23 protein-coding genes are annotated in these 26,457 nt (G+C 52.7%); 19 read left to right on the top strand and 4 right to left on the bottom strand.

Annotated elements, in window-relative coordinates; translation table 11 throughout:
* The first annotated feature begins 1 nt into the window (after position 1).
* The 15 genes from pseF to JIF53_RS08770 all read left to right on the top strand — a co-directional run bounded on the left by pseF (position 2) and on the right by JIF53_RS08770 (position 15,680).
* Positions 2 to 703, top strand: a complete 702-nt coding sequence (gene pseF, locus JIF53_RS08840) for a pseudaminic acid cytidylyltransferase (protein WP_199452296.1) — start codon at positions 2 to 4, stop codon at positions 701 to 703.
* Positions 703 to 1,809, top strand: a complete 1,107-nt coding sequence (pseG, locus tag JIF53_RS08835; RefSeq protein ID WP_199452295.1) for a UDP-2,4-diacetamido-2,4,6-trideoxy-beta-L-altropyranose hydrolase — start codon at positions 703 to 705, stop codon at positions 1,807 to 1,809. The genes pseF and pseG overlap by 1 nt, the downstream gene beginning before the upstream one ends.
* Positions 1,809 to 2,315 (top strand): UDP-4-amino-4,6-dideoxy-N-acetyl-beta-L-altrosamine N-acetyltransferase, encoded by a 507-nt coding sequence (gene pseH, locus JIF53_RS08830; RefSeq protein ID WP_226374328.1) that lies wholly within the window; start codon positions 1,809 to 1,811, stop codon positions 2,313 to 2,315. Before pseG ends, pseH begins: the two co-directional genes overlap by 1 nt.
* Positions 2,316 to 2,326: 11 nt before the next feature.
* On the top strand, positions 2,327 to 3,385 hold the full coding sequence (gene pseI / locus JIF53_RS08825; protein ID WP_199452294.1) for a pseudaminic acid synthase: 1,059 nt from the start codon (positions 2,327 to 2,329) through the stop codon (positions 3,383 to 3,385).
* 182 nt (positions 3,386 to 3,567) lie between these two features.
* Complete coding sequence (locus JIF53_RS08820; RefSeq protein ID WP_199452293.1) at positions 3,568 to 4,305, top strand: Wzz/FepE/Etk N-terminal domain-containing protein; 738 nt, start codon at positions 3,568 to 3,570, stop codon at positions 4,303 to 4,305.
* A 15-nt stretch (positions 4,306 to 4,320) separates the two neighbouring features.
* Positions 4,321 to 5,592 (top strand): hypothetical protein, encoded by a 1,272-nt coding sequence (locus JIF53_RS08815; RefSeq protein ID WP_199452292.1) that lies wholly within the window; start codon positions 4,321 to 4,323, stop codon positions 5,590 to 5,592.
* On the top strand, positions 5,589 to 7,145 hold the full coding sequence (locus JIF53_RS08810; RefSeq protein WP_199452291.1) for a capsule biosynthesis protein: 1,557 nt from the start codon (positions 5,589 to 5,591) through the stop codon (positions 7,143 to 7,145). The genes JIF53_RS08815 and JIF53_RS08810 overlap by 4 nt, the downstream gene beginning before the upstream one ends.
* Positions 7,142 to 7,933 carry a glycosyltransferase family 2 protein gene (locus JIF53_RS08805; protein ID WP_228285516.1) on the top strand — a complete coding sequence of 264 codons (792 nt, stop codon included), beginning with the start codon at positions 7,142 to 7,144 and terminating at the stop codon, positions 7,931 to 7,933. The genes JIF53_RS08810 and JIF53_RS08805 overlap by 4 nt, the downstream gene beginning before the upstream one ends.
* 1 nt (position 7,934) lies before the next feature.
* Positions 7,935 to 8,882, top strand: coding sequence for a UDP-glucuronic acid decarboxylase family protein (locus tag JIF53_RS08800; RefSeq protein WP_199452289.1), 948 nt, complete (start codon positions 7,935 to 7,937; stop codon positions 8,880 to 8,882).
* Positions 8,883 to 8,885: 3 nt separating this feature from the next.
* Complete coding sequence (locus JIF53_RS08795; RefSeq protein ID WP_199452288.1) at positions 8,886 to 9,842, top strand: NAD-dependent epimerase/dehydratase family protein; 957 nt, start codon at positions 8,886 to 8,888, stop codon at positions 9,840 to 9,842.
* Positions 9,839 to 10,396, top strand: coding sequence for a sugar transferase (locus JIF53_RS08790; RefSeq protein ID WP_014422050.1), 558 nt, complete (start codon positions 9,839 to 9,841; stop codon positions 10,394 to 10,396). The genes JIF53_RS08795 and JIF53_RS08790 overlap by 4 nt, the downstream gene beginning before the upstream one ends.
* Before the next feature lie 16 nt (positions 10,397 to 10,412).
* Positions 10,413 to 12,350: a polysaccharide biosynthesis protein gene (locus JIF53_RS08785; RefSeq protein ID WP_394131294.1), complete on the top strand. Its 1,938-nt coding sequence runs from the start codon at positions 10,413 to 10,415 to the stop codon at positions 12,348 to 12,350.
* 44 nt (positions 12,351 to 12,394) lie between these two features.
* Complete coding sequence (locus JIF53_RS08780; protein WP_199452287.1) at positions 12,395 to 13,816, top strand: MBL fold metallo-hydrolase; 1,422 nt, start codon at positions 12,395 to 12,397, stop codon at positions 13,814 to 13,816.
* A 71-nt stretch (positions 13,817 to 13,887) separates the two neighbouring features.
* Positions 13,888 to 15,150 carry a Vi polysaccharide biosynthesis UDP-N-acetylglucosamine C-6 dehydrogenase TviB gene (gene tviB / locus JIF53_RS08775; RefSeq protein WP_199452286.1) on the top strand — a complete coding sequence of 421 codons (1,263 nt, stop codon included), beginning with the start codon at positions 13,888 to 13,890 and terminating at the stop codon, positions 15,148 to 15,150.
* Between the two features lie 161 nt (positions 15,151 to 15,311).
* Entirely contained in the window at positions 15,312 to 15,680 is a 369-nt protein-coding gene (locus JIF53_RS08770) for a histone-like nucleoid-structuring protein, MvaT/MvaU family (protein WP_113880620.1), read from the top strand.
* A 39-nt stretch (positions 15,681 to 15,719) separates the two neighbouring features.
* Here the strand turns inward: JIF53_RS08770 and JIF53_RS08765 are convergent, their stop codons facing one another.
* Together JIF53_RS08765 and JIF53_RS08760 are read right to left on the bottom strand one after the other, a co-directional pair.
* The gene (locus JIF53_RS08765; protein ID WP_141067266.1) at positions 15,720 to 16,670 is read right to left on the bottom strand and encodes a GGDEF domain-containing protein; all 951 of its coding nucleotides are present in this window, start codon (positions 16,668 to 16,670) and stop codon (positions 15,720 to 15,722) included.
* Positions 16,671 to 16,672: 2 nt separating this feature from the next.
* A complete protein-coding gene (locus JIF53_RS08760) occupies positions 16,673 to 17,701 on the bottom strand; it encodes a response regulator (protein ID WP_141067267.1) in 1,029 nt (342 codons plus the stop codon).
* A 352-nt stretch (positions 17,702 to 18,053) separates the two neighbouring features.
* Between JIF53_RS08760 and JIF53_RS08755 the strand changes: the two genes are divergently transcribed.
* From JIF53_RS08755 to sbcB, 4 genes are read left to right on the top strand one after another with little or no spacing between them, the layout of a single operon-like run.
* The gene (locus JIF53_RS08755) at positions 18,054 to 18,947 is read left to right on the top strand and encodes a DUF6160 family protein (RefSeq protein WP_228285515.1); all 894 of its coding nucleotides are present in this window, start codon (positions 18,054 to 18,056) and stop codon (positions 18,945 to 18,947) included.
* A gap of 41 nt (positions 18,948 to 18,988) precedes the next feature.
* Positions 18,989 to 19,219 carry a DUF4160 domain-containing protein gene (locus JIF53_RS19785; RefSeq protein ID WP_011786050.1) on the top strand — a complete coding sequence of 77 codons (231 nt, stop codon included), beginning with the start codon at positions 18,989 to 18,991 and terminating at the stop codon, positions 19,217 to 19,219.
* Positions 19,200 to 19,442 (top strand): DUF2442 domain-containing protein, encoded by a 243-nt coding sequence (locus tag JIF53_RS08745; protein ID WP_011786049.1) that lies wholly within the window; start codon positions 19,200 to 19,202, stop codon positions 19,440 to 19,442. Before JIF53_RS19785 ends, JIF53_RS08745 begins: the two co-directional genes overlap by 20 nt.
* A 50-nt stretch (positions 19,443 to 19,492) precedes the next feature.
* The gene (gene sbcB / locus JIF53_RS08740) at positions 19,493 to 20,941 is read left to right on the top strand and encodes an exodeoxyribonuclease I (protein WP_199452284.1); all 1,449 of its coding nucleotides are present in this window, start codon (positions 19,493 to 19,495) and stop codon (positions 20,939 to 20,941) included.
* A 58-nt stretch (positions 20,942 to 20,999) separates the two neighbouring features.
* Here the strand turns inward: sbcB and JIF53_RS08735 are convergent, their stop codons facing one another.
* Together JIF53_RS08735 and JIF53_RS08730 are read right to left on the bottom strand one after the other, a co-directional pair.
* Positions 21,000 to 24,260 carry a DEAD/DEAH box helicase gene (locus JIF53_RS08735; protein ID WP_199452283.1) on the bottom strand — a complete coding sequence of 1,087 codons (3,261 nt, stop codon included), beginning with the start codon at positions 24,258 to 24,260 and terminating at the stop codon, positions 21,000 to 21,002.
* 133 nt (positions 24,261 to 24,393) lie between these two features.
* A complete protein-coding gene (locus JIF53_RS08730; RefSeq protein WP_199452282.1) occupies positions 24,394 to 26,397 on the bottom strand; it encodes a hypothetical protein in 2,004 nt (667 codons plus the stop codon).
* Positions 26,398 to 26,457: the final 60 nt, after the last annotated feature.

Below are 26,457 nucleotides of genomic sequence, written 5' to 3'. Positions count from 1 at the left end.
CATGACGTCAGTAGCGATCATACCCGCCCGAGGTGGCAGCAAGCGTATACCCCGGAAAAACGTCAAAGCTTTCTTCGGTAAGCCAATGATTGCCTGGTCGATTGAGGCTGCGCTGAGGAGCGGGTGTTTCGAACGAATCATCGTTTCAACCGATGACGAAGAAATCGCTGCGGTTGCAAGGGAATACGGTGCAGAAACGCCGTTTATGCGTCCAGCAGATCTTTCCGATGACTATACCGGCACGATCCCGGTGATTCAGCATGCTGTCGAATGGCTGGCGTCCACTGGAGTTCCGGTATCTCGGGTTTGCTGCCTGTACGCTACCGCTCCCTTTGTGAGCTCAGATGATCTCATACGGGGGCAGGAGTTACTGGTTGGTGAGCGTTGCAGCTATGCGTTCTCGGTAACCAGTTACGCATTTCCTATCCAGCGGGCCATTCGAATCAAGGATGATGGTCGAATAGCGATGTTCAGCCCCGAGCACTTTCAAACTCGATCTCAGGATTTGGAAGAGGCCTGGCATGATGCGGGCCAGTTCTATTGGGGTATGGCTGAGGCATGGAGGGAAGGTCGGCCGATTTTTTCAGAAGACGCTGTACCGGTCATCTTACCCAGGCATCGGGTTCAGGATATTGATACGCCGGAAGACTGGGATCGAGCAGAATGGTTGTTCCGCGCTATGCGGGAGCAAGGTGCAAGTTGATGCGTATTGCGTTTCGTGCGGATGCTTCAATCGATATTGGTACCGGTCACGTTATGCGCTGTCTGACGCTGGCGGAAGCTCTGCGCAGCAGGGGGCATGAGTGTCTGTTCATCGGTCGCGATCACCCCGGTAACCTTGAAGCATTGATTCGGCAAAAGGGATTTGAAGTTCACTTGTTGGCGCCAGGACGCTCCGATGCGCTAATCTCCGAGCAGGAAAGCGTGCCGGCTCATTCTGATTGGCTGGGCGTTCCCTGGCATTTCGATGCAAACCAAACCCGGAATATTGTGGGCGGAAGGCAGGTTGATTGGGTCGTTGTAGATCACTATGCTCTCGATGCTCGCTGGGAACAGGAAGTATCCCAGGTGGGAGCGAAGGTTATGGTTATTGATGATCTGGCCGACAGAAACCACCACTGCCGTTTATTGCTGGATCAGAATCTTGGTCGGCAACCAGAAGATTATGATGGTCTGACCAAGCCTGACTGTATCCGGCTCTGTGGCCCACGCTATGCGCTTCTGCGGCCCGAGTTCGCGGCTATGCGGAAGCTCAGTCTTGAGAGAAGGAGATCGCCAGAAGTAAGGCGAATCCTGATTACTCTTGGGGGGGTAGATCGGGAGAACGTTACTGGTGAAGTACTGAGAGTACTGTCTCGCAGCCGTTTGCCTCCGGAAACCGAGTTGGACATTGTGATGGGCGCATCTGCTCCCGGTCTGGACTCTGTTCGAGTTCAGGCAAGCAAACTCCCGTTCAGGGCGACGGTGAGCGTGAACGTGAGCGACATGGCCGAACGTATGTGTCTGGCGGACCTTTGTATAGGAGCTGCTGGAGGCACGTCTTGGGAGCGCTGTTGTCTTGGTTTACCGACAGTCCTGCTGGTTTTGGCAGAGAATCAGGAGGGGGGAGCCAAGGCTCTCGGCGATGTGGGTGCGGCAATTGTGGTCCGGCGCGAAGGTGAAAGCCTTGACGCGTTGGGGAGCGTCGTTGACCGGCTTTTGGGTTCTCATGAGCTTTCTGAGATTGGGCAAATGGCCTCGTCAGTCACAGAAGGCAACGGAGTGGAATCGGTGCTTGAAAAAATGATGCTCTGCTCGGAGGAACACTAGTGGAGAGCGATAGGCTCAGAAAAATGCAGGCTTCAGATCTCGAGTTGGTGCTTGCATGGAGAAATCACCCCAACGTCCGCCGCTACATGTATACGACTCATGAGATTGAGCTCAAGGAGCATTCTGCATGGTATGCCAAAGCGAGAGAAAACCCGGCCGTGCACCTGATGATCTATGAGCATGATGGGCGAGATCTTGGGTTCGTGAACATCACTCAAGGTCGGTGTGATTCAGTAGCCGATTGGGGGTTTTATATGTCTCCGGACGCTCCAAAAGGTATGGGGAAACTGCTGGGGAGCGCAGCATTATCGTTTGCGTTTGGTGATTTGCGTCTGCATAAGCTCTGCGGTCAGGCGCTTTCGTTTAACGAAAAATCGATCGCCTTCCACCGTCGGCTGGGCTTCAGGCAGGAAGGTGTGCTGAGAGAGCAGCATTATGACGGTGCCGTTTATCATGATGTCGTGTGCTTCGGGTTGCTGGAGCACGAGTGGCAGGCAAACATTTAAGGAATTCAAAGATGAGTAATCCGGTAATCTCGATCGCAGGTCGACAGATTTCACGTAATCATTCGCCCTATATCATTGCGGAACTCTCGGCGAACCATAATGGACGGCTCGAAACGGCTTTGCAGATTATTGAGGAAGCGGCTCGAGCCGGAGCTGATGCGGTGAAGCTGCAAACATACCGTCCAGACACTATTACTCTGGATTCCACTGCTGAAGATTTTCGAATTAAGGGTGGATTGTGGGATGGCCGTACTCTTTATGAATTATATGAGGAAGCCCACATGCCCTGGGAGTGGCATGAACCTCTGTTCAAGCGTGCCAGAGAGCTCGGTATCCCTATTTTCAGTTCCCCTTTTGATACTTCAGCGGTGGATTTGCTGGAAAATCTCAATGCACCGGCCTACAAGATTGCATCGTTTGAGGCTGTAGATCTTCCGCTCATTCGGTATGTCGCCAGTACCGGTAAACCCATGATTATTTCGACCGGCATGGCAGATGCAGAGGAAATTCAGGAGGCTATCGAAGCGGCTCGAGAGGGTGGGTGCAAGGAATTAGCGATTCTCCACTGCGTGAGCGGCTATCCTGCGCCAGCCGAGGACTATAATCTGCGTACGATTCCAGACATGATCGAGCGCTTCGGAGTGGTAACAGGGTTATCGGATCATACGCTGGACAATACTACTGCGATTGCAAGTGTCGTTTTGGGTGCCTCGATTATTGAAAAGCACTTCACACTCGATCGGAATGGCGGAGGGCCGGATGATAGCTTCTCCCTCGAACCTGAGGATCTGACTGCATTATGTCGAGATAGCAAAACTGCCTGGAAAGCTCTTGGTGAGGTAGATTATGGCCGGAAATCCAGTGAGCAGGGTAATGCGCAGTTTCGACGTTCACTGTATTTTGTAAAAGATCTGAAGGCAGGAGATGTTGTCGACGTTGCCGCAATCAGAAGTGTAAGGCCTGGCTATGGCGTTGCACCGAAGTATATGGGTGAGGTTATTGGAAAGCGCTTGAAGGTGGATGTGACCTGTAATTCGCCAGTTTCGTTTGAGCTGCTTTCGGATACCTGACGCACTGGTAGGGATGTGCGGTTGTCATGTAAGAACCCCCGAGCTCCTTCGGGGGTTCTTACATTTTCGTTACTGAAAACCACGACATCTTGCCGTAAAATGATTTCCCATCTATCGATCTCTGCCGAAGTTAGCGTGTTTTTGCGATCTCGGCGGTAATTACATCCTAACTAGGGATTTTGATGTCAACTTCTGAGCGATTTTTCCTCGTAGAGCTGACTGCGGCTTTAGTCAGGAAAAGAAGAATATTCTGCATTAGCCTTTTAGCCCTGCTTGGCCTGGGAGGCGGGTATCAACTCTTTTCTGCGCCAACATATAAATTCGTCACCCTTGTGGAGGTGGCGCAAGACGGCGAGGGTACTTTGCTTCAGCCCGGTCCGGCAATTGTATCTTTCATGGACAATGAGTGGCTCCCGGAAATCCGTAGAGAATTTCGGAATGAATGGGGCCACCCTCCGGGCTTTGGTTTAAGTGTGGATGTTATTGATGGGGGGTACGTGTTGCTCTATTCGTATGGTAAACAACGCACTGAGGAAGAAATAGATTGGTTCCACTCAAATGTTACAAGCAAATTAATCGAACGTCAGGCTGAGCTGGAACAAAGAGCCAGAACGAAGCTCGAATCGCAGATTGCTCTCGCAAAAAGGGTGCTCGAGGCACCTGGCGCACCGGACGACCCATCGTCGCCCGGTACTGGTCTTTTCGCGTCACTGATCTCACTTGAGGGGAAACTCGCTGGCTTACGTGCGGCGGACGTCAGAGTGGTAGCTCAGCGGAAAGATGAGCCGCTGGGGCTCGAGCTATGGGTTCGACTAGGACTGGTTGTGTTTTTCGCATTCGTCGCTTCTGTAATGGTTGTGCTTGCGTACTACTTTGTCCGCCAAGTTGCTGAGTTGGTTAAGGATGAGAATAATCCGTAATCTCCGGTACGTTGGGTGCGTGACATGACGTTCCGGTACGGGCTGGCTTGGCTAGTGTTCCCGATGGTTGCCGTTTGGGGCGCTTTCGGATACACGGGTTGGGTGTTTGAAGATTATCATTGGGGCTATCTCGGTCTTATGTTGGCCTGGGGGATGGCCTTTATTGTGGGTTTCGGCTTTACCGTGCAGGTCTTGCCACATTATCCGCATCGCGAGACTCGTTGGCCAACGCCTATAAGTATCAGGTGGGACTTGTTCGGCCTCTTGTTGGGGGCCCTTGCAATTGCAGCTTTGTTTTACGATCGCTACTATTTAAGAGGAATTGATTACTTTTCGGTTGGTATTGCGAAAAGTCGGTCTTTGCTGAACGAAGGAAATCACGCCAGCACAGTTTATAGTGTTTTTGGCAACTTCTTTCTTTATTCCTATCTTTTCCCCTTAATCCGCTCAATTATTCAATGGGAAGAACGACAGCCTAACACCCTGTTTTTTATTTTGTTATTTGTGTTTTGTGAATTAGCGGCGGTTTCTTATTTAATGGGCGGGCGAACCGCAATCCTATTAACCCTCATGGTGGGTTTGGCGAGCTTCGTTACACGGCATTTCTTGGGTAAGGGTTATCGACCTTCCTTCTTCACTCCTCTCAGGCTACTTGTTATTGGCGGCGTAGCGCTATTGACGTTCGGGGTGTTTTTCTGGTTCCGAAGTGTCGCCTTTGGCAGTGGAGACTCCTATTCATATTATCTGAATATATGTGGGCATCTTACGAAAGGTACGGAGCTTGCCTGTGATTTTGGTGTTGCTTCTGGACCCTGGAAAGATATCTCAAATTATTTCCATCTCGTCATGCTGTACGGAACGCATGGTGTGTGGTTCAGTGAATCTGTTATTTCATCAAGCTACCCTGAAAGTTTGGTTACACCACAGGGGCTTTTTGCTGTCTTTTTCTCGCGCTTTGGATTCGATGCCCCGCAGTCTGCCTTTGAGGGATATTGGATTCCCGCGGCAGGATCTTTGACGAGTGATTTTGGCATTGTTGGCATGTTGAGCGTTTCTGCTGCTTTTGGAGTGCTGGCTGCGGGCAGTATCCGGCATTTAAGGGTGGGGGATATGGGGTTCGCGGTGTATTCTACCGTATTCCTGATTGCACTCTGGCTGTTATCATTCTTGATTTTCCCGTTTAACTTGCCCGGCCTTCTTCTGGCGGTCTTGCTTGGCTTTTTTTTAGGCGGACTCTTTCTGATGGCCGCTACGTTAAAACAATTGGTTAATACAAGGTTTTCATGAAAATAGGTCTCACCAATCTTTTCTCGTTCAGGCCGCATGTTGAGCATTTGGAGTTTTTGGCTCAATTGCTGGAGGAGGCTGGTCATGAGGTCGTCTTCTTTACTTGCGACTCTGCGGTTGAAACCTGTTATATCCGAGAGCTCCGCAATCGGTCACGGCTCCGGGAATGCGCGCAGTGTATTGCCGGTGGTGTCCGTAGTTACCGTACAGCTGGCGTGAGTTCGGTGGGCAAGGATCAAGGTGTATTGACGGATTCTGAAGTTGACGATTTGGCCTTGTCCAGCTCGGCAACGCTGACGAGAACTGAGTCGGAGCTTGAATGGGGTGAGCCGGAGGTTCGCGAGATTAGAGCGAGACTGGCAGGTCCCATCAAGCAGGTCTACCAGAGCGCGCGAAAATGGATCAAGGACGAGCAGATTGAAGGGGTTATTTGTTTTAACGGCAGAATGGACCTGCCCCGTGCGGTGACCTATGCATGCGAAAGTATGGGCGTGCCTTTCATTACGCATGAAAGGACCTGGTTTGGGGATGGAATTCAGTTGATTCCCAATGGAAACTGCCTGTCGTTAAGAGCACTCGGAGAATTGGTAAGGGAATTTGACGATAAGCCGCTGACTGCTTCCCAGGCGGCTTATGCCGGAAAACTCATCGGTTCCAGATTCTTACAGAGAAACTCCCTTGAGTGGCGGCTTTACAATAAGAACCCAGAGCCGGCCCCTTGGCCACTGAAGTCTGATGGCAAAAGAGTGTTGGTGCTCCCCAGTAGCAAGAATGAGTTCGCTGGTCATGATGAGTGGCTTACCGAGTGGAAAGATAATACCGAGGCACTGGACGATTTCTTTGATGCTTTCGGGATTCGGGCTGGTCAAGTCGTTCTCCGTTGCCATCCCAACTGGGGGGAGAAGATCGGCAACGTGGATGGTGATCGATCTCTCCGCCTTTATACCCAGTGGGCCGAAAAAAGGGGGATCTATTGTATTCGCAGTGAGGAGAAGGCAAATACCTACGACCTGATTCAACAGGCAGACATCGTTGTTCTCAATGGAGGAAGTTCTTCTGTCGAGGCCGGTGCGTGTGGCAAACAGGTCGTCTGTCTCGGGCCATCAACATATCAGGATGCCGGTTTCGTTCACGTTTTTCGCTCGAGAAATGAGCTGTTCAACAGCAGTTCCCAGCTTGACCTGGATCCCGAGTTGATTCGTCGAAAGACATTGAGATTTTTATACGTTCGATCGCATAGGTTTCCGCAGTTTGTGCCATTTGTGAAGGCGATTGAAACGACTAAATACAGGTATTTCAAGGGTGCGGATGCATCTGTCGTCATCGAGATGTTCAAGCAGGGACGAATCGAACCAGACGATCCGCAGTTTGCCGAATCGGATGTCGGCGAGAATGAGGTAGTTCAGGCAATGGAACAGGCAGATTGGGGAAAATTGGCTGATTACTCGGTTCCAATTGAGCCGGGGGAACCGCTATCTATTAAAAGACGCCCGGGCTTTCGCTGGATTGACAGCTTGAGGGCAAAGTTCGCTAGAGGAGACCGGGCGCAATGATAAGTAGTCAACCAAGAGTGTCTGTCGTTATGCCGGCCTATAACGCCAGTGCTTTCATTGCCGAGACCATTCAATCAGTGTTGGGGCAATCCGTTGAAGACTGGGAGTTGATTGTTGTCGATGATTGCTCAACAGATAACACCAGAGAGGTAGTGACGGCTTTATCTAACGAAGATTCCCGTATTCGCCTGATTGCGCTGGAGAAGAACTTCGGTGGCCCGGCAGGGCCAAGGAATGTCGGGGTCAAGGCAGCTCGTGCTGATCTTGTCGCGTTCCTGGACTCAGATGATATCTGGCATCCAGAAAAACTACGGCTTCAGCTCGAAGTGATCAATAATACTGAGGCCGCGTTTGTTTGCACCGCAATGACCGATTTTGTTGATGAGAGTCGTCTGTCATTTCCCTCCATCGATAATGTGGATCAGACCAAGGTGACCTATTGGAGCCAGACTGTCAGAGCTCAGATTCCTACTTCGAGTGTAATTGCGTCTAAAGCGTTGTTGATGCGAGCTCCGTTCAGGGAGGACTCGGATTACAAAGCGGTCGAGGACTATCATTGCTGGTTGCAAGTGCTGCAAATGGTCGGTGACTGCGTGAAACTTCAGGTTCCGCTGCTTTATTACCGCAGAAGCGAGGGTCAGATTTCCGGCTCCAAGCTGATGATGATGAAAAAGGTTTTGATGGTTCATCGGGAGTACCCGGGGCGCTCTCGCATCGCTGCGTTGGCCTTCACTTTTACGCACGTTCTGGGTGGTTTTTACTTCCGATTTTTAAAGAAGGGTATGTGATATGCGGATTCTGGTAACTGGTGGTGCGGGCTTTCTCGGCTCCCACTTGTGCGAACGGCTGCTCTCCGAAGGGCATGATGTCTTGTGTGTTGACAACTTTTTCACAGGGCGAAAACGCAATATTGCTCATTTGATGAGCAATCCCTATTTTGAGGTGATGCGCCATGACGTCACCTTTCCGTTGTACGTTGAGGTTGATCAGATTTACAACCTTGCCTGCCCTGCTTCTCCTGTTCACTATCAGCACGATCCAGTCCAGACCACGAAAACGAGTGTTCACGGGGCTATAAACATGCTTGGTCTTGCCAAGCGGTTGGGTGCGAGAATTTTTCAGGCCTCTACAAGCGAAGTTTATGGGGATCCTGAGGTACATCCGCAATCGGAAGGGTACTGGGGTAAGGTAAACCCGATAGGAATCCGTTCTTGTTATGACGAGGGGAAGCGCTGTGCTGAAACGTTGTTCTTCGACTACTACCGTCAGCACAACCTCTCAATCAAAGTTGCTCGCATATTTAATACGTATGGTCCGCGAATGCATCCGAACGATGGCCGGGTTGTCAGCAACTTTGTTGTTCAAGCATTGCGTGGAGAAAACATAACGATCTATGGTGAAGGTCAGCAAACCCGTAGTTTCTGCTATGTTGACGACTTGATTGAGGGATTTGTCAGGCTCATGAATGCGCCGGAAGATTTGACTGGGCCGGTTAATCTTGGAAATCCGAATGAGTTTACGATACGGGAACTTGCAGAGCGAGTCATAGAGTTAACAGGTTCTTCCTCGACGCTCATTTTTAAGCCCCTGCCAGAGGACGACCCCAAGCAGAGGCAACCTGATATTTCCATGGCAAAAGATCGGCTCAAGTGGTCCCCGACCATTGAGTTGGACGAAGGACTTACCAAAACCATATCTTATTTTGATGAGCTTTTAAAAATAGCGGACCTTGACTGATATATGGGGGCGCCAAAAAGAGTCTTGGTCACTGGTGCATCAGGGTTTATTGGTCGTGCGTTGTGTAAGCGACTAGTGGATCAAGGGTTTTCAGTTCGTGCTGTTATTCGTCCAGGTGGCGATGAGCCAGTGCAAGGCGTGTCCTATGTGGCACTAGATCTGGAAACAACGACAGATGTACAAGACTTGGTTCGGGATGTTTGCTACGTGGTTCATCTTGCTGGTCGAGCTCATGGCAAAGGTGGCAAAGCTGAGCAGACCCTTCAGTCATTTGTGAAAAGTAATGTTGATCCGACACGCGCTTTGGCTGAGGCTGCGGCGACGGCAAAAGCTTGTCGGTTTGTGCTGTTGAGTTCTATCGGGGTGCATGGAGACAAAAGCGAAGGACAGCCTCTTAGAGAGGACAGCGAGCTGAAGCCACACGCCAATTACGCTGAGTCTAAGGTATTGGCCGAGCAGGTACTTCAAGATGCTTTGGCGGACCAGGAAACGAGCTACGCAATCATTAGGCCGACCTTGGTATATGGAGTGAATGCTCCAGGTAACTTTGCGCGATTGATCAAGGCATGTCGCAGTCCAGTTATGTTGCCGTTGGGAATGGCAACTAATCGTAGAAGTTTTGTCTCCGTTAACAGCCTCATTGATCTTATTGTTCTTTGTATGGAACAAAAGGCGGCCAAGAACCAGGTATATGTTGCTGCTGATAAATACCCTGTTTCTACAAAGGATCTGATTGTATCCATCAGATCGGGGATGAATAAAAGGCCGGGGGTCTTCCCCTTTCCAAGAACTCTAGCTAGATCAACGTTTTTGTTATTAGGGAAACGCCCGATATATCAACAACTTTTTGGCGATCTTGTTGTAGATGCCGGTAAAGCCGTTCGAGAATTAGGGTGGCAAAACGTGGCAAATACACTGGACGAGGTAAAAAGGCTTGGGCGTGAGGAGGTGTCCCTGTGATACGGCTTTTGGATATTTGGATCGCTTTTGTGGGACTGATTGTTGGCTTTCCAATCATGGTACTTTTGTACTTGGTAGGCTTGCTTGACACCGGGTCACCAATTTTTGTTCAGGAGCGGGTAGGACGTCACGGGAAGCCTTTTAGGCTCGTTAAATTTCGGACGATGAGGAAGACCGCGGCTTCCGTTGCCACGCATTTGGCCAATGTTGATGACATAACCCGTTTTGGCCGATTTCTGCGAGGCTCGAAGTTGGATGAGCTTCCTCAGTTATGGAATGTACTGAAAGGTGATATGAGTCTTGTTGGTCCCAGGCCTTGTTTGTTTAGTCAGCAGGAGTTGATTCAGGAGCGCGAAAAACGAGGTGTGCTGGACGCTAGGCCCGGGATCACCGGTCTCGCTCAAGTCAGTGGTATTGACATGTCAACGCCCGAGCTTCTGGCCAAGACTGACTCGGAGATGCTTCAATCGTTGAGTGTCGGGAAGTACTTTGCCTACATCATCCAGACTGTTTCAGGAAAGGGAGCAGGTGATCGGGTACGTCGTGGAGGCTAAAAACTTGGCTAGTAGAATCATTGAAGCTGTGTTGAATTGGTCTCGGCCCCAGAAGCGTTCTGTATCTGTGGTAGTCGATTTTGTCTTATTATCGGTCGCTATTTGGGGTGCGTTTGCACTTAGATTTGAATCAAGTACCTGGTTGCCAGACAGCAAACAACTGGCAGTTTCTTTGGCTACGGTCTTCGTTACCATTGGCGCCTTTGTTAAGTTGGGTCTGTATCGAGCGGTTATCCGTTATCTTAGCGAGCACGCTTTTCTGGCCATTATCATTGGTGTTGCTTTCTCCAGTGTGTCATTGATTGTCTGTGGTTTTCTATTTCAAGCTCTGGTTCCGCGTTCTGTTCCAGTCATATATGGAGCCTTTGCGTTTCTGCTTGTGGCCGGGACGCGTTTCACGATCAGGTCTGTTGTGAGACGCCCACGAGAAAAGGCAAAGAATAGCGTTTTAATTGTAGGAGCTGGCGCAAAGGGCATGCAGTTGGCTTCCGCTCTCGCGCAGGGTGTTGAGTATCGGCCGGTTGGATTTGTTTCATTGCTCAAAGGGAATCACCGCTCGGTTATCGGTGGATTACCGGTCTATTCGGTTGAACATCTGGACAAGGCTGTAAGGGAGCTTGATGCATCCCGGGCGTTACTGGCTCTAGAGGATGCGATACCAGTAAACAGGAAGCAGTTACTCGCGTCTTTGGAAAAATTGTCCATTCCGGTTCAGACAGTTCCGTCTATGTCCGAACTCGTTGCCGGTCAGGCACGAATTAACGACATCAGGGATTTGGAGATTGAGGACCTATTGGGGCGTGATCCTGTTCGGCCTGATACGGCAATTGTATCTGAGAGCCTTTACGGAAAATCGGTGATGGTAACCGGCGCCGGTGGTTCCATCGGCTCTGAGTTGTGTCGACAGATTATCCGGCACAAGCCCAGAATGTTGGTTCTGTTTGAACAATCTGAGTTTTCACTGTACTCCATTGAGCGAGAACTTCGGTCGATCAGTCAGATCGAAAATCTTGATGTGACCATACACGCGATTCTTGGAAGTGTGACCCATAGAAGGCGGTGTGAGGCCGTTTTGAAGGCTTTTGGTGTGCAAGCGCTCTATCATGCGGCTGCATACAAGCACGTGCCTTTGGTAGAGCATAACGTCATCGAAGGCATACAGAATAATGTGTTTGGTACCTGGCATACGGCCGAAGCGGCCATAGCAGCAGGTGTCGAGCGATTTGTGTTGATCTCAACAGATAAGGCCGTTCGCCCAACCAATGTGATGGGTGCGACCAAGCGTATGGCAGAGCTTGTGCTGCAGGGCTTGTCGCAACGCCAGAGCCAGACTGTTTTTTCTATGGTTCGTTTCGGGAACGTGCTGGGGTCGTCTGGGTCTGTGGTACCTCTTTTTCGAGACCAGATTCGTGATGGTGGGCCAGTCACCGTTACGCACCCGGATATCATCCGCTACTTCATGACCATTCCGGAAGCCAGCCAGTTGGTGCTGCAGGCTGGTAGCATGGGGCAGGGGGGAGAGGTTTACGTGTTGGATATGGGAGAGCCGGTAAGAATAGCCGACCTTGCCCGTAAGATGATCCACTTGATGGGGCTTGAAGAGAAAACTTCAGAATCTCCGGGCGGCGATATTGAGATTGTCTATACCGGGTTACGGCCGGGGGAAAAGCTTTTCGAGGAATTGTTGATAGGCGATAACCCCCAGGGTACGGCTCACCCAAGAATATTGATGGCGCGCGAAGTGTCATTGACATGGGATGAAGTTGAGGAGTATCTGGGGCGACTCACAAGAGCCAGCCAGAGCTTTGACTGTAAAGCCGCATTGAATATTTTAATAGAAGCCCGAACGGCCTATGCGCCTAACGGTGATGTGGCTGATCTGGTTTGGTGTAAAACCGGGGCGGCAATTCCTGAACACCACGATAAAGATGGCAAAGTCCTTCGCTTGAGCTGACTGCATGGAAGCGTTCCGCCAGAGACATCAACAAGGATTGTTGAATGATTGAGATAAAACACCACGGTGCTGTGAATGGCGTCACTGGCTCCTGCCATGAGCTCCAGGTCTCGGACTTTGGTATTCTGATTGATTGCGGTCTTTTCCAGGGGAAGGAGAAAGGCGCGGCCTCTTCCGCCACGGAGCTGGCGATAGACTTCCCCATTGATCATATCCGCGCACTTGTGGTCACTCACGTCCATATTGATCACGTTGGGCGGATTCCCTATCTTCTGGCAGCTGGATTTGAGGGGCCCATTGTCTGCTCTGAACCCTCTGCCATTATGCTGCCGGAAATCCTCGAGGATGCGCTGAAGATCGGCTTTACCCGGGATCGGGCTTTGATTACCCGGGTTTTGGACCGTATACGTAGCCAACTGGTGCCGCTGCCCTATGGCCAGTGGCATGAGCTGGTTTCTGAGGGCGATGCTGCACTGAGAATCAGGTTGCAGAGGGCCGGGCATATTCTCGGTTCTGCCTATGTGGAATGCGAGCTCCACGATGGCCATCGCAACGAACGTATTGTTTTCAGCGGGGATCTTGGCGCGAGTCATGCACCACTCCTGCCCGAGCCGTTATCACCTGAGAAGGCTGATCGCCTGATCATCGAAAGCACATACGGCGATAAGAACCACGAAGACCGGGAGAGCCGCCGCTATCGATTGAAATCGGTTCTTGAGCATGCCCTGGAAGACGGCGGTACGGTGCTGATTCCGGCATTCAGTATCGGTCGCACCCAGGATCTGCTTTATGAGATCGAAGCACTGATTGCCGAGTTTGGGGAGACTGAGATTTTGCAGTCGAGTGCAGAAGGCTCCTCTGGACCACTCCGATGGCAGGATCTGGAAATTGTTGTGGATTCCCCGCTGGCCGCTGAATTCACCCGAATCTATCGGGATCTCAAGCCATTTTGGGATGATGAGGCCCGAGAACTTGCCAGTGCCGGCCGGCATCCTCTGTCGTTTGAGCAGCTCACGGTAATCAATTCCCACGAGGACCATTTGAATGCGGTTGAGTATTTGGCTCGTACTCATCGTCCCTGCGTGGTTATTGCGGGGTCTGGTATGTGCGCTGGTGGAAGGGTGGTGAATTATCTCAAGGCGATGCTGGGCGATGTCCGAAATGACGTGGTTTTTGTGGGGTATCAGGCGGCTGGAACGCCAGGGCGGGATATTCTGACTTACGGGCCGCGTGGTGGATGGGTGGAGCTGGACGGAGAACGATATGGCATTTCGGCTCGCGTTCACACAGTCGGTGGTTATTCTGCTCACGCCGGGCAAGATGATTTGCTTCGGTTCATTGCAGGTATTCCTGAGACGCCCGCCGAAATTCGCGTTGTCCATGGCGATTCGGGTGCCAAGCGCGCTTTTAAGCTGGCGTTGGAGGCAATGGCGCCGGATTCTGATATTCTGATTCCAGTAGGATAACGGGGTGAGCATGCGCTGATCATGCGACCGTTCGCCCAAGCGCTTAGACCTTATTTAAGGCAGGAGAATATATGAAAAGGATTGCGGTAATCGGCCTTGGTTACGTGGGCTTACCATTGGCGGCTGCATTTGGCGAGAAGCGAGAGGTGGTTGGTTTTGATATCAACACCAAGCGAATCGCTGAACTCAAGGACGGAGTAGATTTCACCCGTGAGGTGTCCTCCGAAGAGCTGGCTACTTCCAGGTATTTGTCCTTCACGGATTCGCTGGATGGCATTGCCGATTGCCATATCTATATCGTAACGGTGCCAACCCCGATTGACGAATACAAATCGCCAGACCTTACCCCGTTGGTAAAGGCCAGTGAGAGTGTGGGTAAAGTCCTCAAGAGGGGTGACATCGTTGTTTATGAATCCACGGTGTTCCCCGGTGCCACTGAAGAAGTCTGTGTGCCGGTTCTGGAAAAGATGTCCGGCCTCAGGTTCAATCAGGATTTCTTTGCCGGTTACAGTCCGGAGCGTATCAACCCGGGCGATAAGGAACACCGCGTTACCACCATTATGAAGGTGACCTCCGGCTCCACGCCCGAGATTGCGGATGAGGTAAATGATCTTTACGCCGGCATCATTACTGCGGGAACCCATAAGGCCAGTTCCATCAAGGTAGCGGAAGCGGCAAAGGTCATTGAAAATACTCAGCGGGATTTGAATATTGCGCTGATGAATGAGCTGTCGATGATTTTTGCCCGCATTGGGATCGATACCCATGAAGTGTTGGCCGCTGCTGGCACTAAATGGAATTTCCTGCCGTTCAAACCCGGATTGGTCGGCGGGCATTGTATTGGTGTTGATCCGTATTACCTCACCCATAAGGCCCAGGCCATTGGTTATCATCCTGAGATTATTCTTGCTGGCCGCCGTGTGAACGACAATATGGGGCCATACGCAGCCGCCGAACTGGTTAAGGCGATGATCAAGAGGGGGCATACCATTGCCAATTCGCGTGTATTGGTCATGGGGCTAACGTTCAAGGAAAACTGTCCGGATTTGCGTAATACCCGCGTTATTGATGTGGTTAATGAGTTAAAGGATTTCGGTTGTCAGGTGGATGTCACCGATTGCTGGGCCAATAATGAAGAAGCCGAACATGAGTACGGTATTTCTCTGGTCCCGGAACCGAAAGCCGGTGAATATGATGCGGTATTTCTTGCGGTACCGCACCGCGAATATGCCGCTCTTTCAGCGGAGCAACTGCGTGCTTATACCAATAGCAACGGCGTTTTATTTGATTTGAAGGGTGTGTTGCCGTTAGGGCAGGCGGATTTACGCCTCTGATCTTAATGTGAACTATGAAGCCGGCCAATGTGTCGGCTTTTTTATTAAGTCGATTTAAGTAATTTGTTTTGCCTTGCTTTGGTTTCTCTATTATTATTTGTTTCGACTCTCGGTCATATTTAATCAGTATTTAAAACCCCACGATAAAAGGTTTTATTTCCATGGCAAAGATTAATGATTATTACCAGAAGAAACAGCTGATGGAGAAGCTGGCCGCCGAGCTGGAGAAGCTCGAAAAGGACCAGGCACTGAAAAGCGAACTGGAATTCGAAAACAAAGTTCGTGATTTGATGAAAGAGTATGACAAATCACCGAAGGACGTTCTGCAGATTCTGTCTGCTATTGATCCTTCTATCGCTGGCGCCAAGGCCGAGACTTCAACCGGTACCCGTGCCAAGCGTCCGCTGAAAACCTATAAAAACCCGCACACCGGTGAAGTGGTAAAAACCCGCGGTGGTAATCACAAGACTCTGAATGAGTGGCGTGAAAAGCACGGTAAGGAAGCGGTACAGAGCTGGCAGCAGGATTAACTGCCTATTCCCCTCTCTCTCAATAGAGGGAGGGGGATATTAACTGACTACGACTTTGTTCCGCCCGCTTTCCTTGGCTTTATACAAAGCCTCATCTGCCTTCTGCATCCACTGCATATAGTTCTCGGGCGTTTCCGTTAGTTGCGCGATGCCCATGCTTACCGTGTATTGAATATCCCCGGCGCTGGTGCTAACGGTACTTTTCTCTATAGCCTCACGAATGCGCTCGCAAATAATCCGGGCACTCTCGGCATCGGTTTCCGGCAGGATAATCCCAAACTCTTCACCACCATAACGGCCGGCGCTGTCCGATTGCCGGATGTTATTGCGAGTGACTTCGGCGGTATGGCGAATCACCTCGTCTCCGGCCAGGTGGCCGTAGGTGTCATTCACCGGTTTGAAGTGGTCGATATCGAACATCACCAGGCTTGTGGCCTGGCCATAGCGCCGGAAACGTTCATATTCCGCATCCACCAGGTTTTCCCAGGTGCCCCGGTTCAGCAGCCCCGTTAGCCGGTCTGTCATGCTGAGTTTCGCCAGCTGTTCGTTTGCACGTTCCAGGGCCCGTTTGCTGCTGGCGAATTCGGTTACGTCGTAGATCAGCAGGCACACCTTCTCCACCTCACCGTTCGGAGCGGTGATCGGGCTGATGGTCAGGTTCTGGAACATGTATTCTTCCGTGCCCGTGATCGGACGTGTATTCCGGAACTTGAACAGGTAAGGGCGCTGTTCCCAGGAAGTAAAAGCCCGGGTGTTCAGCATGGCGACGGCGTCTACCTTTCGGGTAAGCCAGGCTTCCGGGATGTCCGGAAAGGCTTCGAACAAAACCTTGTCCCGAATCTGGCTGGCGGTAATGCCACTGTGGTGTTCCATGAAGCCGTTCCATGCCTGGACGTGGAAATCCAGGTCCAGCACCACCAGTCCCACCTCAACGGATTCGAGCATGTCCATCAACCAATGGAATTCGTTGGCGTCCTGATTAAAGGCCATAGTTAATCCACCAGATACGCGAGGCGTTTTTCAAGGAATGGGATGGAGTCCTCGGTTAGCAGGATCAGCATGTTGCATCGGATATCCCGGTTTTCCAGAGCATAGCTGATCTCAATACACAGCAGCTGTTCTTCCCGCTTGCTGTGATGATCCAACAGTTCGTTAACCGGGCGGTGCTGGCCGAGAACGGTCGGATGACCCAGGCCCAGCTTCAGGTCGAGTTGATCGCCAATACCATTGATGAACGCGCCAAACAAGATGCTCGACATATCCATGAGCACTTCCACGTTCACGGATTCGCCTTCCAGCACGTCATAGTGAAGCAGTTCGGCCATTTCCCGGAAACTGGCGTCTTCAAACAGCAGCAGTGCCTCACCTGCGATACCGGCGCCGGTAAAGCCCTGGCAAACGGCTGAATAGTCTTCTGCTCGTTGCGCAGCCGATATCGCCATGTGCAGCTCAGAGTTGGCGATAAACGCGACTTTGGGGATAGGTTGTTTGACAAACACCTTTAGCAGCCGGGCCAGCAGATCTGAGGACCGGCCCATAGCCACGTTGGAGATCTCCTGCAGGTAGTCGCTCAGGCTCACTGAGATTTCCGGGACTGCTGCTTCTCGACTGTGCAGGCTGGCGTCTTTCAGGGCAGTGTCTTCAAGCTCGGAAGGGCGATAGAAGCCGTACTCTTCGAGTAGTCGGGAGACAACGCCGGTGTCGGTTGGCTTCTTGATGAAATCGATGGCGCCCAGTTTGCGCACACGTTCCCGGGCTTCCGGCTGAATGTCGCCCGAGACCACGATGGTCAGAACTGGAAGATCCTCTGAGCGGATGTGTTCCAGCACCTGGTAGCCGTCGAGTTCCGGCATGTTCAGGTCCAGAAATAACAGCTCGGCTTTCTGATCGCGAAGTATGGTTAGCGCCTCCTTGCCATCTCCGGCGAAGAGGATGTCGTCTGCCAGGCCGGGTGGCAGAGCTTTGGCCATTTGTTTGCGCGCCAGTGCAGAGTCGTCGCAGATCAATATTCTGGTGGTCATGGAGTGCCGTTTGGGGCCTTTAACGAAAGGGTGTAAGTATACCAATCTCAAGCGTTGTGTATATGCGGGCTACATTACAAGTTCGCTAAGCTACATGTTGGTTCCTAAGTTAGTTTAGTCCTGTGACGAACATCAAGCTTGAACAACAAATGACGGCCACGTAATGAATGAATGTGATGTACCTCACTCAATATACGAGCCTCGGTCGGATATAGTCGTGTTGCGGTCAAAAAGAAACAGTTTGTTACAAAGAATAACGGGCCGCATGCCAGCACCGAAATAATAAAACCAGCGGGCAGGCATGGAGTCGGGTGTCGAAACTGACTCACTAAAACAATCAGAGACACAATCTATGACAACGCAAGCGTACGGATGCGCTGCCCTTGCCATGCTCTGCCTGGGTATTTCGCCCGTTTCCCAGGCAGAACTGGAGCCCATTTCAGATAATGCGATGGGTGAGGTAACCGGGCAGGCCTTTATGCAGATTGAAAACATCCCCGGCCAGAACCATGAGTTCACGCGCATGACGCTGACCATGGATGTAGAGACCCGTGTGAATATTGACGATATTCAGGCCGGCCAGATCAATGGCGGCACGGATTTCTCTGCCACCCACCTGGCCCTTGGTCACATCGCCCGTAACGATGGCGAGGTTTTCAACGGCAAAACCTACAACGCCGGCGAGGAAATTCCTTTCGAAGCACGCATGCCCTACATCGAACTGGCGGAAGATGCCGCCGGTCTTGCCGGGTTCCGCATGGGGTTTCAGCAAGCTCGGGGTTCGGTGTCGTCTAACACCACCAGTTTCAGCGGTAATATTTCCGGGCTTAAGGTTCGGGAAGATGTGTCGGGCACCATATACGATACCGCGTTGTTTGCCGGGGAAGGAGAGACGGCCACTAATTATCGGGCGTCCCATATTGGTATTGCGCCCAATGGCAGTGAAACGATGACCTGTATTTCGGGTGTAAACTGCGCACCACTGACCAACCTGCGGTCCGTTATCGTAGGCGAGGAAGGCTCCGCCGAAGGCGAGGTTGCCTTTACCGATGGGTTTTTTATCGGTTTACAGCGCGATGATAATGTCGCTTGGCAGACACTGGATGGTGCCAACACCATCAGTGTAGGGAAAGGTGTATTTATTAACCTGCCAACGAATATGACGGTAGATTTGAGTCAATTGACGGGTGGAGGTGTCGACCGCCTGCGCACCCATCAGTCGGATATGGGTACCAAGCTGTTCTAATTGTGGTGGCTAGCAAAGCATAGAAGGGTCGAAAGGCAAGGATGCCGACACTACTGCTGCTCAATGGTTTCAAGTTCTTTTTCTACGCCAATGACCATCCGCCCGCCCATGTTCATGTGCTCCGAGGTGAACGATGGGCTAAGATTGAGTTGTCGACTTTCGCGGTAAAATACAGCACCCTCAAGAATCAGGAATTGAGGGAGTGCCTTAAGATCGTTGAGCGTCATCAATCTGATTTTCTGGAGAGGTGGAATGCCTGGTTTCAAGGGTAAATCCGTTCATATTGACGACCGTCACTTGCACGTGGAGTTGGAAGACGGCCGCGTAATCTCCACGCCTGTGCATTGGTACCCTGAGTTGGAGGCAGCCTCTATTGCGGAGGTGCGTCAGTATCATTTCATCTGCGATGGTACGGGCATTGAGTGGGAGGCGTTGGACTATCACCTGAGCATCGAGGCGATGTTGACGGGTAATGCTCGGCAAAGTGCCGCGTAAGTTTGTTAAACTCCTGCGTCTGACTTTACTTCGGTTGCAGGAGTCTTCCTTTGATCCGCTCTTTCTACTGGCACGATTACGAAACCTTTGGCGTAGACCCGGTTCATGACCGGCCCTCCCAGTTTGCGGGTGTGCGCACCGATGCGGATCTGAATATCATCGAAGACCCGCTGGTGATCTATTGCAAGCCAGCCGACGATTACCTGCCTTCTCCTGAAGCCTGCCTGATTACCGGTATTACTCCTCAGAAAGCGCTGGAGGACGGATTTCCGGAAGCGGAGTTTATCGCCCAGATTAACGCGGCTTTCAGTCAGCCTGGCACCTGCGCCGTAGGCTATAACAGCCTGCGTTTTGATGATGAAGTCACCCGCCATACGCTTTACCGTAATCTCCGGGATCCCTATGCCCGGGAATGGCAGAACGGCAATTCCCGCTGGGACATTATTGATATGGTGCGGCTGACTTATGCTTTGCGGCCCGAAGGTATCAACTGGCCCCGCAAAGAAGATGGCAGCCCGAGTTTCAGGCTGGAAGAGCTGACAGTAGCCAATGGCATTGCTCATGAGGCTGCCCACGATGCCATGTCCGATGTGCTGGCCACTATTGCCGTGGCAAAGCTGATCAAGGAAAAACAGCCCAAGCTGTTCGATTTCGTTTTAAACAACAAAGACAAACATTCCGTGCGGCAAATGCTGGATACCGCCGCTATGAAGCCGGTGTTTCATATTTCCGCCAAGTACCCGGCAGCAAGGGGCTGTTGTGCGCTGGTGGCGCCGTTGGCAGAGAGCCTGAGCAATAAGAACCAGGTGATCGTTTACGATCTTCGGGAAGACCCGGAGGCGCTGATTAACGCCTCGGTAGAAGAGATCCGTGAGCGGGTATTTACGTCTCAGGCGGAACTGGGGGAGGGCGTTAGCCGGTTTCCGCTGAAAGGTGTGCAACTGAACAAATGCCCTGTATTGGCGCCGGCGACCATGCTCTCCACGCTGTCACAAGAGCGGTTGGCCGAGCTGGAGTTAGATGGTGATGTGCTTCGGGCCAACCTGGCCAAATTGCGCAAAGCCCCGGATCTTCCTGCTCGTATTGCCCAGGCATTCGAACAGGATTTTCAGGGCAGCCACCTGACTGATCCCGACGAGCAACTTTACGCTGGCGGTTTTATCAGCAAAGCCGACCGGGAGAAACTCAACTGGTTGCTGACCCAACCCGTGGATACCCTGGCCGAGCAGGAAGTGAGGTTTGAAGACGCGCGCCTGCCAGAGATGCTGTTCCGTTACCGTGCCCGCAACTATCCGGATACCCTGATTGGCGAGGAAATGGAGCGCTGGGAGCAGTTTCGTACCGAACGGTTGATGCAGCCGAAAAAGGGGTGGCGCTCACTGGAGGCCTATGGTCAGGAGCTACAGCGATTGGCGGCTGATACGGAGCTGACGCCCAAGAAGCAGCAGATACTGGAGGACTTACATCTCTATGGCGAATCCCTGATTCCCTATATGTAAGTGGGGTCAGACCTAAAGACATTTGGCGTTGGCGAATGTTCGGGGGGGCTGACCCCTTTTATTTCTCGAATAGGACGGAAATATCGTCGGCGGTAATGGCCGAGCTGAAGGCATCAGCTTTGCCGTACAGACCGTCTGCAAGCTGGCTCTTCCTTGCCTGTAGTGCCTGAATTCGCTCTTCTACCGTGCCTTCGGTAATCAGACGGTACACGAAGACAGGTTTGTCCTGCCCGATGCGCCAGGCGCGGTCTGTGGCTTGTTGTTCGGCTGCGGGATTCCACCACGGATCATAGTGAATAACGCAGTCCGCGGCGGTCAGGTTCAGGCCGGTACCACCGGCTTTCAGGCTGATTAGGAAGACCGGGCTCTCGCCATTCTGAAACCGTTTAACCGGTGTGGCGCGGTCTCTGGTTTGGCCGGTGAGTTTTTCATAGCCTATGCCTGCCGCCTTCAAAGTGGTTTCGATCAGTGCCAGCATGCTGGTGAACTGAGAGAAGATGATGACCTTGCGTCCTTCATCCAGCAGTTGTTCCAACATCTCCATTAAAGCGTCGAGTTTGGCCGAACCGGCGGTTTCTTCCGGGTTAAGCAGAGCGGGATGGCAGCAGATTTGCCTGAGTTTCAGGAGCGCATCCAGTATTTCTATCTGGCTTCTTGCTGCGCCCTTTTCGGCAAGCAATTTGCGAATGCGCTTATCCATGGTGGCGCGGATGGTCTCATACAGATCTTTCTGCTGGCGATTCAGCTCAACGTGACGCACGATCTCGGTTTTTTCCGGCAATTCGGGGGTTACCTGATCTTTCGTGCGCCTCAGCATAAATGGTCGCACCCGGCGGCTCAGCTCCGCATAACGGCTCTGATTGCCCTGTTCTTCAATAGGTTTTCGGTAGTGTTCGCGGAAGATTTTCTGGTCTGCCAGGTAGCCCGGCAGAATAAGATCAAACAGGGCCCATAGCTCCCCGAGGTGGTTTTCCATTGGTGTGCCGGTAAGTGCGATGCGGTTTTCGGCTGGCAGGCGGCGAGCCGCTTTGGACGTCACGGCTGCCGGGTTTTTCAGGTGTTGGGCCTCGTCGAAAAAAGCCAGGCTGTATGACTGGTTCTGGTGCTGTTCCAGATCCCGGTGCAGGAGTGGGTAGCTGGTGATCACCAGATCGGCCTCCGCTACCATGTCGAAGAATGGTTTACGACGTTGGCCATGGATCACCAGGCGTTTCAGTCCCGGGGTGAATTTCTCGGCTTCTGCCTCCCAGTTGGCAATAAGCGTGGTCGGGCATACCACCAGAGCAGGCGCGGAAAGCCGACCTGCGGCTTTTTCGGCCTGAATACAGGCTAGGGTTTGCAGGGTCTTGCCCAGGCCCATATCGTCGGCAAGAACGCCACCGAGCCCGAATTCTCGCAGGAACATCAGCCAGTTCAGGCCATCTTGCTGGTAGTGGCGCAGCTCTGCCCGAACCTCTGAGGGAATTGGAACATGGTTTAGTGCCTGAAAGGACGTGAGTTTTTCACTGAGGTTGCGCAATTCTGCGTTGCTTTGCCAGTCTGCCGCCAGATCACCCATTACCTGTGCTGCATCCAGTTTCGGCAGCCTTAGTTTGCCGCCACGTTCTTTCCCTAACAGGCTCAACAGGGTTCGGGCCAATGGTCGGATGCGGTCTGAAACAACCCGGATAAGGGCGTCGCCGTTATGGAGCCAGAGGGTTTCAGGCAAGGCATCGTCACTGTCATTGTTGAGGTCGAGATAAACCAGGGCCTGTTGTAGTAGCGGAATCAGGTCAATCTGTGTGCCGTTGTAGTCAATGCCCACTTCTACATCAAACCAGCCGGGTGATTCTTCATCCGGCTTCAGGCTGCCGTGCAGCTGGTCTATTTCAATAACAGGTACATCAAAACTCTCGTCCATTTCAATTTGCCAGCCACCTGCATCCAGTCGCGGTAAATCGAAGGCAATGAAATCCAGCCAGTGGTTACGGGTTGGCAAGGTGAAATCGAGAAAGCTGCCATACGGTAGCGCGTTAACCATGTCTGCTTCGAGATGATCGGTCATTGTTCCCGCCATTTTGAAATCGGGCAAATCACGATGTAGCCATTCGATTTCCGCATCCTCATCCCGAATGACCAGCAACGGGCCATTGTCGCCATCAACCAGAACCCGGGGTTCCTGTTCCGAGAACGCTACCCGGTGGCCTTCATAGCTGAACATTAACCTCGCCATTAGTAGTGGCAGTGCCCCGGGGGCGGGATGCTGAAGGCTGTACAGCTGCAGTATCGGCTGGGGTGCTGCCTGCACCATGGAGGGCACATGGAAAGATTCCGGCAGAACGGCGCCGGCTTTTTCCAGTATGGGCGCAAGATCTGGCAACGCCTGCTGAAGCTGGCTTTCTGCCAAGGGAGGGCACTGTTGCAGAAGCGCGGTTGTGCGGGCATCCAGCGAGTTCTCCACCCGCCCGATCAGGAGCTCTTTCTCGTCCAGATAGTAGGCGGGCGAGGTGTTCAACAGCCGAATGTGTGACGGGAGCGCCTTGCTGACCAGTTGCCAGTGTTGTTTATCTGGCAACTGCATCCACTCAAAGCCGGATTCTAGAGTCTCTCCGAGTTGAAGCGGCGGGTTTCGAGTGGATTCCAGAAAGAAGCGGCTGGTTTTCAGCGCCGATTCAATAAAATAGGCGCCCGTCGTGCCCTCCAGAACCGGTGCAACACGAAATGCTGTGGGCAGTGCGTTTAACCATGTGAGCGGTGCTATATCGCTCTCTCGCAGGTATTTCGGGCGATCGTATTCAAGGTTGGTACGGCTCCACACGGTGGTTTTGGAGCCACTGGAATATTCTCCCGATTTACGACGCCGAACCTTGTTCACTGACAGGGTCTGCTGGCTGCGGTGTGGCTCTATGTGGAGCAGGTACGCCAGACACTCAGGGTTGGAAGCGTTGTCAATCGAGCTGAAAACTGAGGCCGCCTGTTCCAGCCATGTTTCCGCTGTCGGGTATTTGTATCGTGTATCGGCTTCCGGTTCGTATTTTTCAGCACTCAGGCCTGCTTCGTAATTGGCCTGAAGTATAACGGCCGCCGCATGCTTACACCGGAACCCCACCGGGCAACTGCAGAAGGTGTTTATTTTTCCGGGCAGGTAGCGGTCGAACCGAACCTCGGTGATATAGAGCTGGCGCTGGCTGCCAGAAACCTCCGCTCGCAGCACCTGTATGCTCATGCCTTCGGTTTCACGAACCAGGTTTTGTACCCGGCCCTGGCTGAAATAGCGCTTGCCTCGTTGCAGGCTGTTGGCGTCAAAGTTGAGGTTCAGGTTTGCTTGCGAGACTTGCATGGCTGAGAGCGGGCACCGGTAGATTCAAAAAAGGGAAAGCTACCGGAAACCAGCACCATGCTCAAACGAATTTGGGCCAGGCCCTCCGGACATTTTGCCTGGGCAAATGTCCGGAGGGCCTGGCCCCCATTGTTTAGCGCCGACGCTGGAAATACACGCTCAGGTTCTGCCCCATCAGGCTTTGAACTTCACTACCCAGGGCTTCCGCCTGGATCTGGCGCTGTACCGGGCCGGTGGCCAGGCTGTGGCCATCTTCATCCCGGGCTTTAATCAGCTTCCACTCCACTTCATTGCTCACCAGGGCCAGCAGTTCTTTGAGCTGGTTGGCGTCCTGCGGCCGGAACCATCGATCGCGGCAGCCGCCCAGGCTGTAGAAGTCCTCGTCCTTCAGCAGCTCTGTCCAGAGGGTATCTTGCCGGTTGGCCAAAACCATCCTGCGAAGTTGACGTAAGGCGGTACGAGTGGGCTGCAGATTATGCTCCGCGACCAGGCGGCGAATCTGTTTGTCACCCTGGGTTTGCTCGGCCAGCGCCGTGTGCATGTGCACAATGGCACCGGTGTTCGAGGCAGTATTGATGAGTGCGGCCAGAGAAAGCTCGGTCATGGCCGGTGAGGGCACACGGCCCACTTCCACCCAATGGACCTTGTGACCATCGGCCACAAAACGCTGTGCGATGGACCAGGGCCAGAACACGATGTTGTCCATGTTCAGGCTCTGGGCCATGCGGGTGCCTTTGGTGATATTGGCCAGGGATTCATCAACTGCAATCACTTCCACATCGTTCAGGTATTGCGCCAGTTCCATGGCTCGCTGGCCAGACTGAGCGCCGCACACCATAATCCGCAACGTGGCGGGGAGGTTGTCGGTGTTCAGGCCAAGTTCCTGCGCCATCACGGCTTTCAGGCTGGTCTCCGTCCGATAGGCCAGCTGGCTCCAGGCCGGCCATGCCTGGGGCACATCCGTTTTCTCCAGGCAGAGTTCCTCGGCTTTTTCGTCAAAATTCTGCTTGATGGCCTCTTCTTCCGCCCGGTTGTAGTAACTTGCTGCCATCATGGGTTGCATGGCCAGGGGCCAGTCCACCAGGTTCCATTGGCCAAGTTGTACTGCAAAGTTCTGGTGGAAAAGTGCGCCATACATGGCACTGCTCATCAGCGAGCCAATTAGGGCCTCTTGAGGTTCGCCCACGGCAAATTGCGCCATGATGCTTTCATTGATGGTGGCCGCCAGGCGTTCCTCATCGTCTTCCGCGGCCAGCGCGAAGCCGGTGCGGTCGGCGTATTCCGCGATGGCCAGGCAAAGCGGCTGGAGCTCATCTCTCAGGCTGGCCGTTTGAGCGACCTCTGCCATGATGGCGCGACGCAGCAGCACCACCAGTTCTTCCACGGCAGCATTAGGCATCAGAGTTTTCTGGAGCGCCAGAATAAGCAATTCATCTTCGGCGGCGGCATCCAGGAATATCTCGGCGTTCGGGTTATCCAGGTCGTATTGCTGCTGGATGATTGCGCCGACAAAGCGGCCGATTTCCTGGTGTGGCAGGCCTTCCTTGCGCAGCAGGGCGATGGCGTCCAGCGCAAGATCACTGTCGGCTTTGTGAACCTGAAGGTGCTGGGCACAGGAGAGCATGCCGGAATAGACAGAGTCCCATTCCGAACCGCTCTGCAGCAACTTGCGGTAGTGCAGGTAGGCAACATCGAACTGGCCTTGCAGCCGTTTGGCATGAGCAACCCCGCAGAAAGCGGCGGCAGATTGCCGGTCGCATTCCAGTGCCTGCAGGAAATACTCCTCCGCCAGGGCGGGGCGCTCGCTCTTCAGTGCCCAGTAGCCCAAGTTGCAATATTGCTGGGCCTGCGCCGGTTGCCGATTGAGACTGGCGTTGAACAGGGCGTGGGCCTTTTCAAGCTGGCCATCGTCCATCTCGACCCGGCCCAGCAGGCCAAGGGCCGCTGCGTGATCGGCCTCCAGCGCCAGCGCCTGATTCAGGTATTCCCGGCATTCATTGCGCGCTTTCAGCCGCTGAATGTAGGAGAGCCCGTTGCTATTGGACTCGCCGTACGCCAGGTTTGCCTGGAGCACCAGGCGCGCGACCTGAGCCTGAACGGAGCGGGAAAGATGCGCGTTATGATGTTGTACTTGCATGGAACACCTCGTTACCAGCCATTATCCGATGCGGCAAAGGTCTGCAGTTTTTTGACGGTT

Source organism: Marinobacter sp. bablab_jr008, from assembly GCF_016464145.1.
In the GTDB taxonomy this organism is placed as follows: domain Bacteria; phylum Pseudomonadota; class Gammaproteobacteria; order Pseudomonadales; family Oleiphilaceae; genus Marinobacter; species Marinobacter nauticus.
Note: the sequence above shows the minus strand (reverse complement) of the source record. Positions and strands in the feature narration are given on the sequence as shown.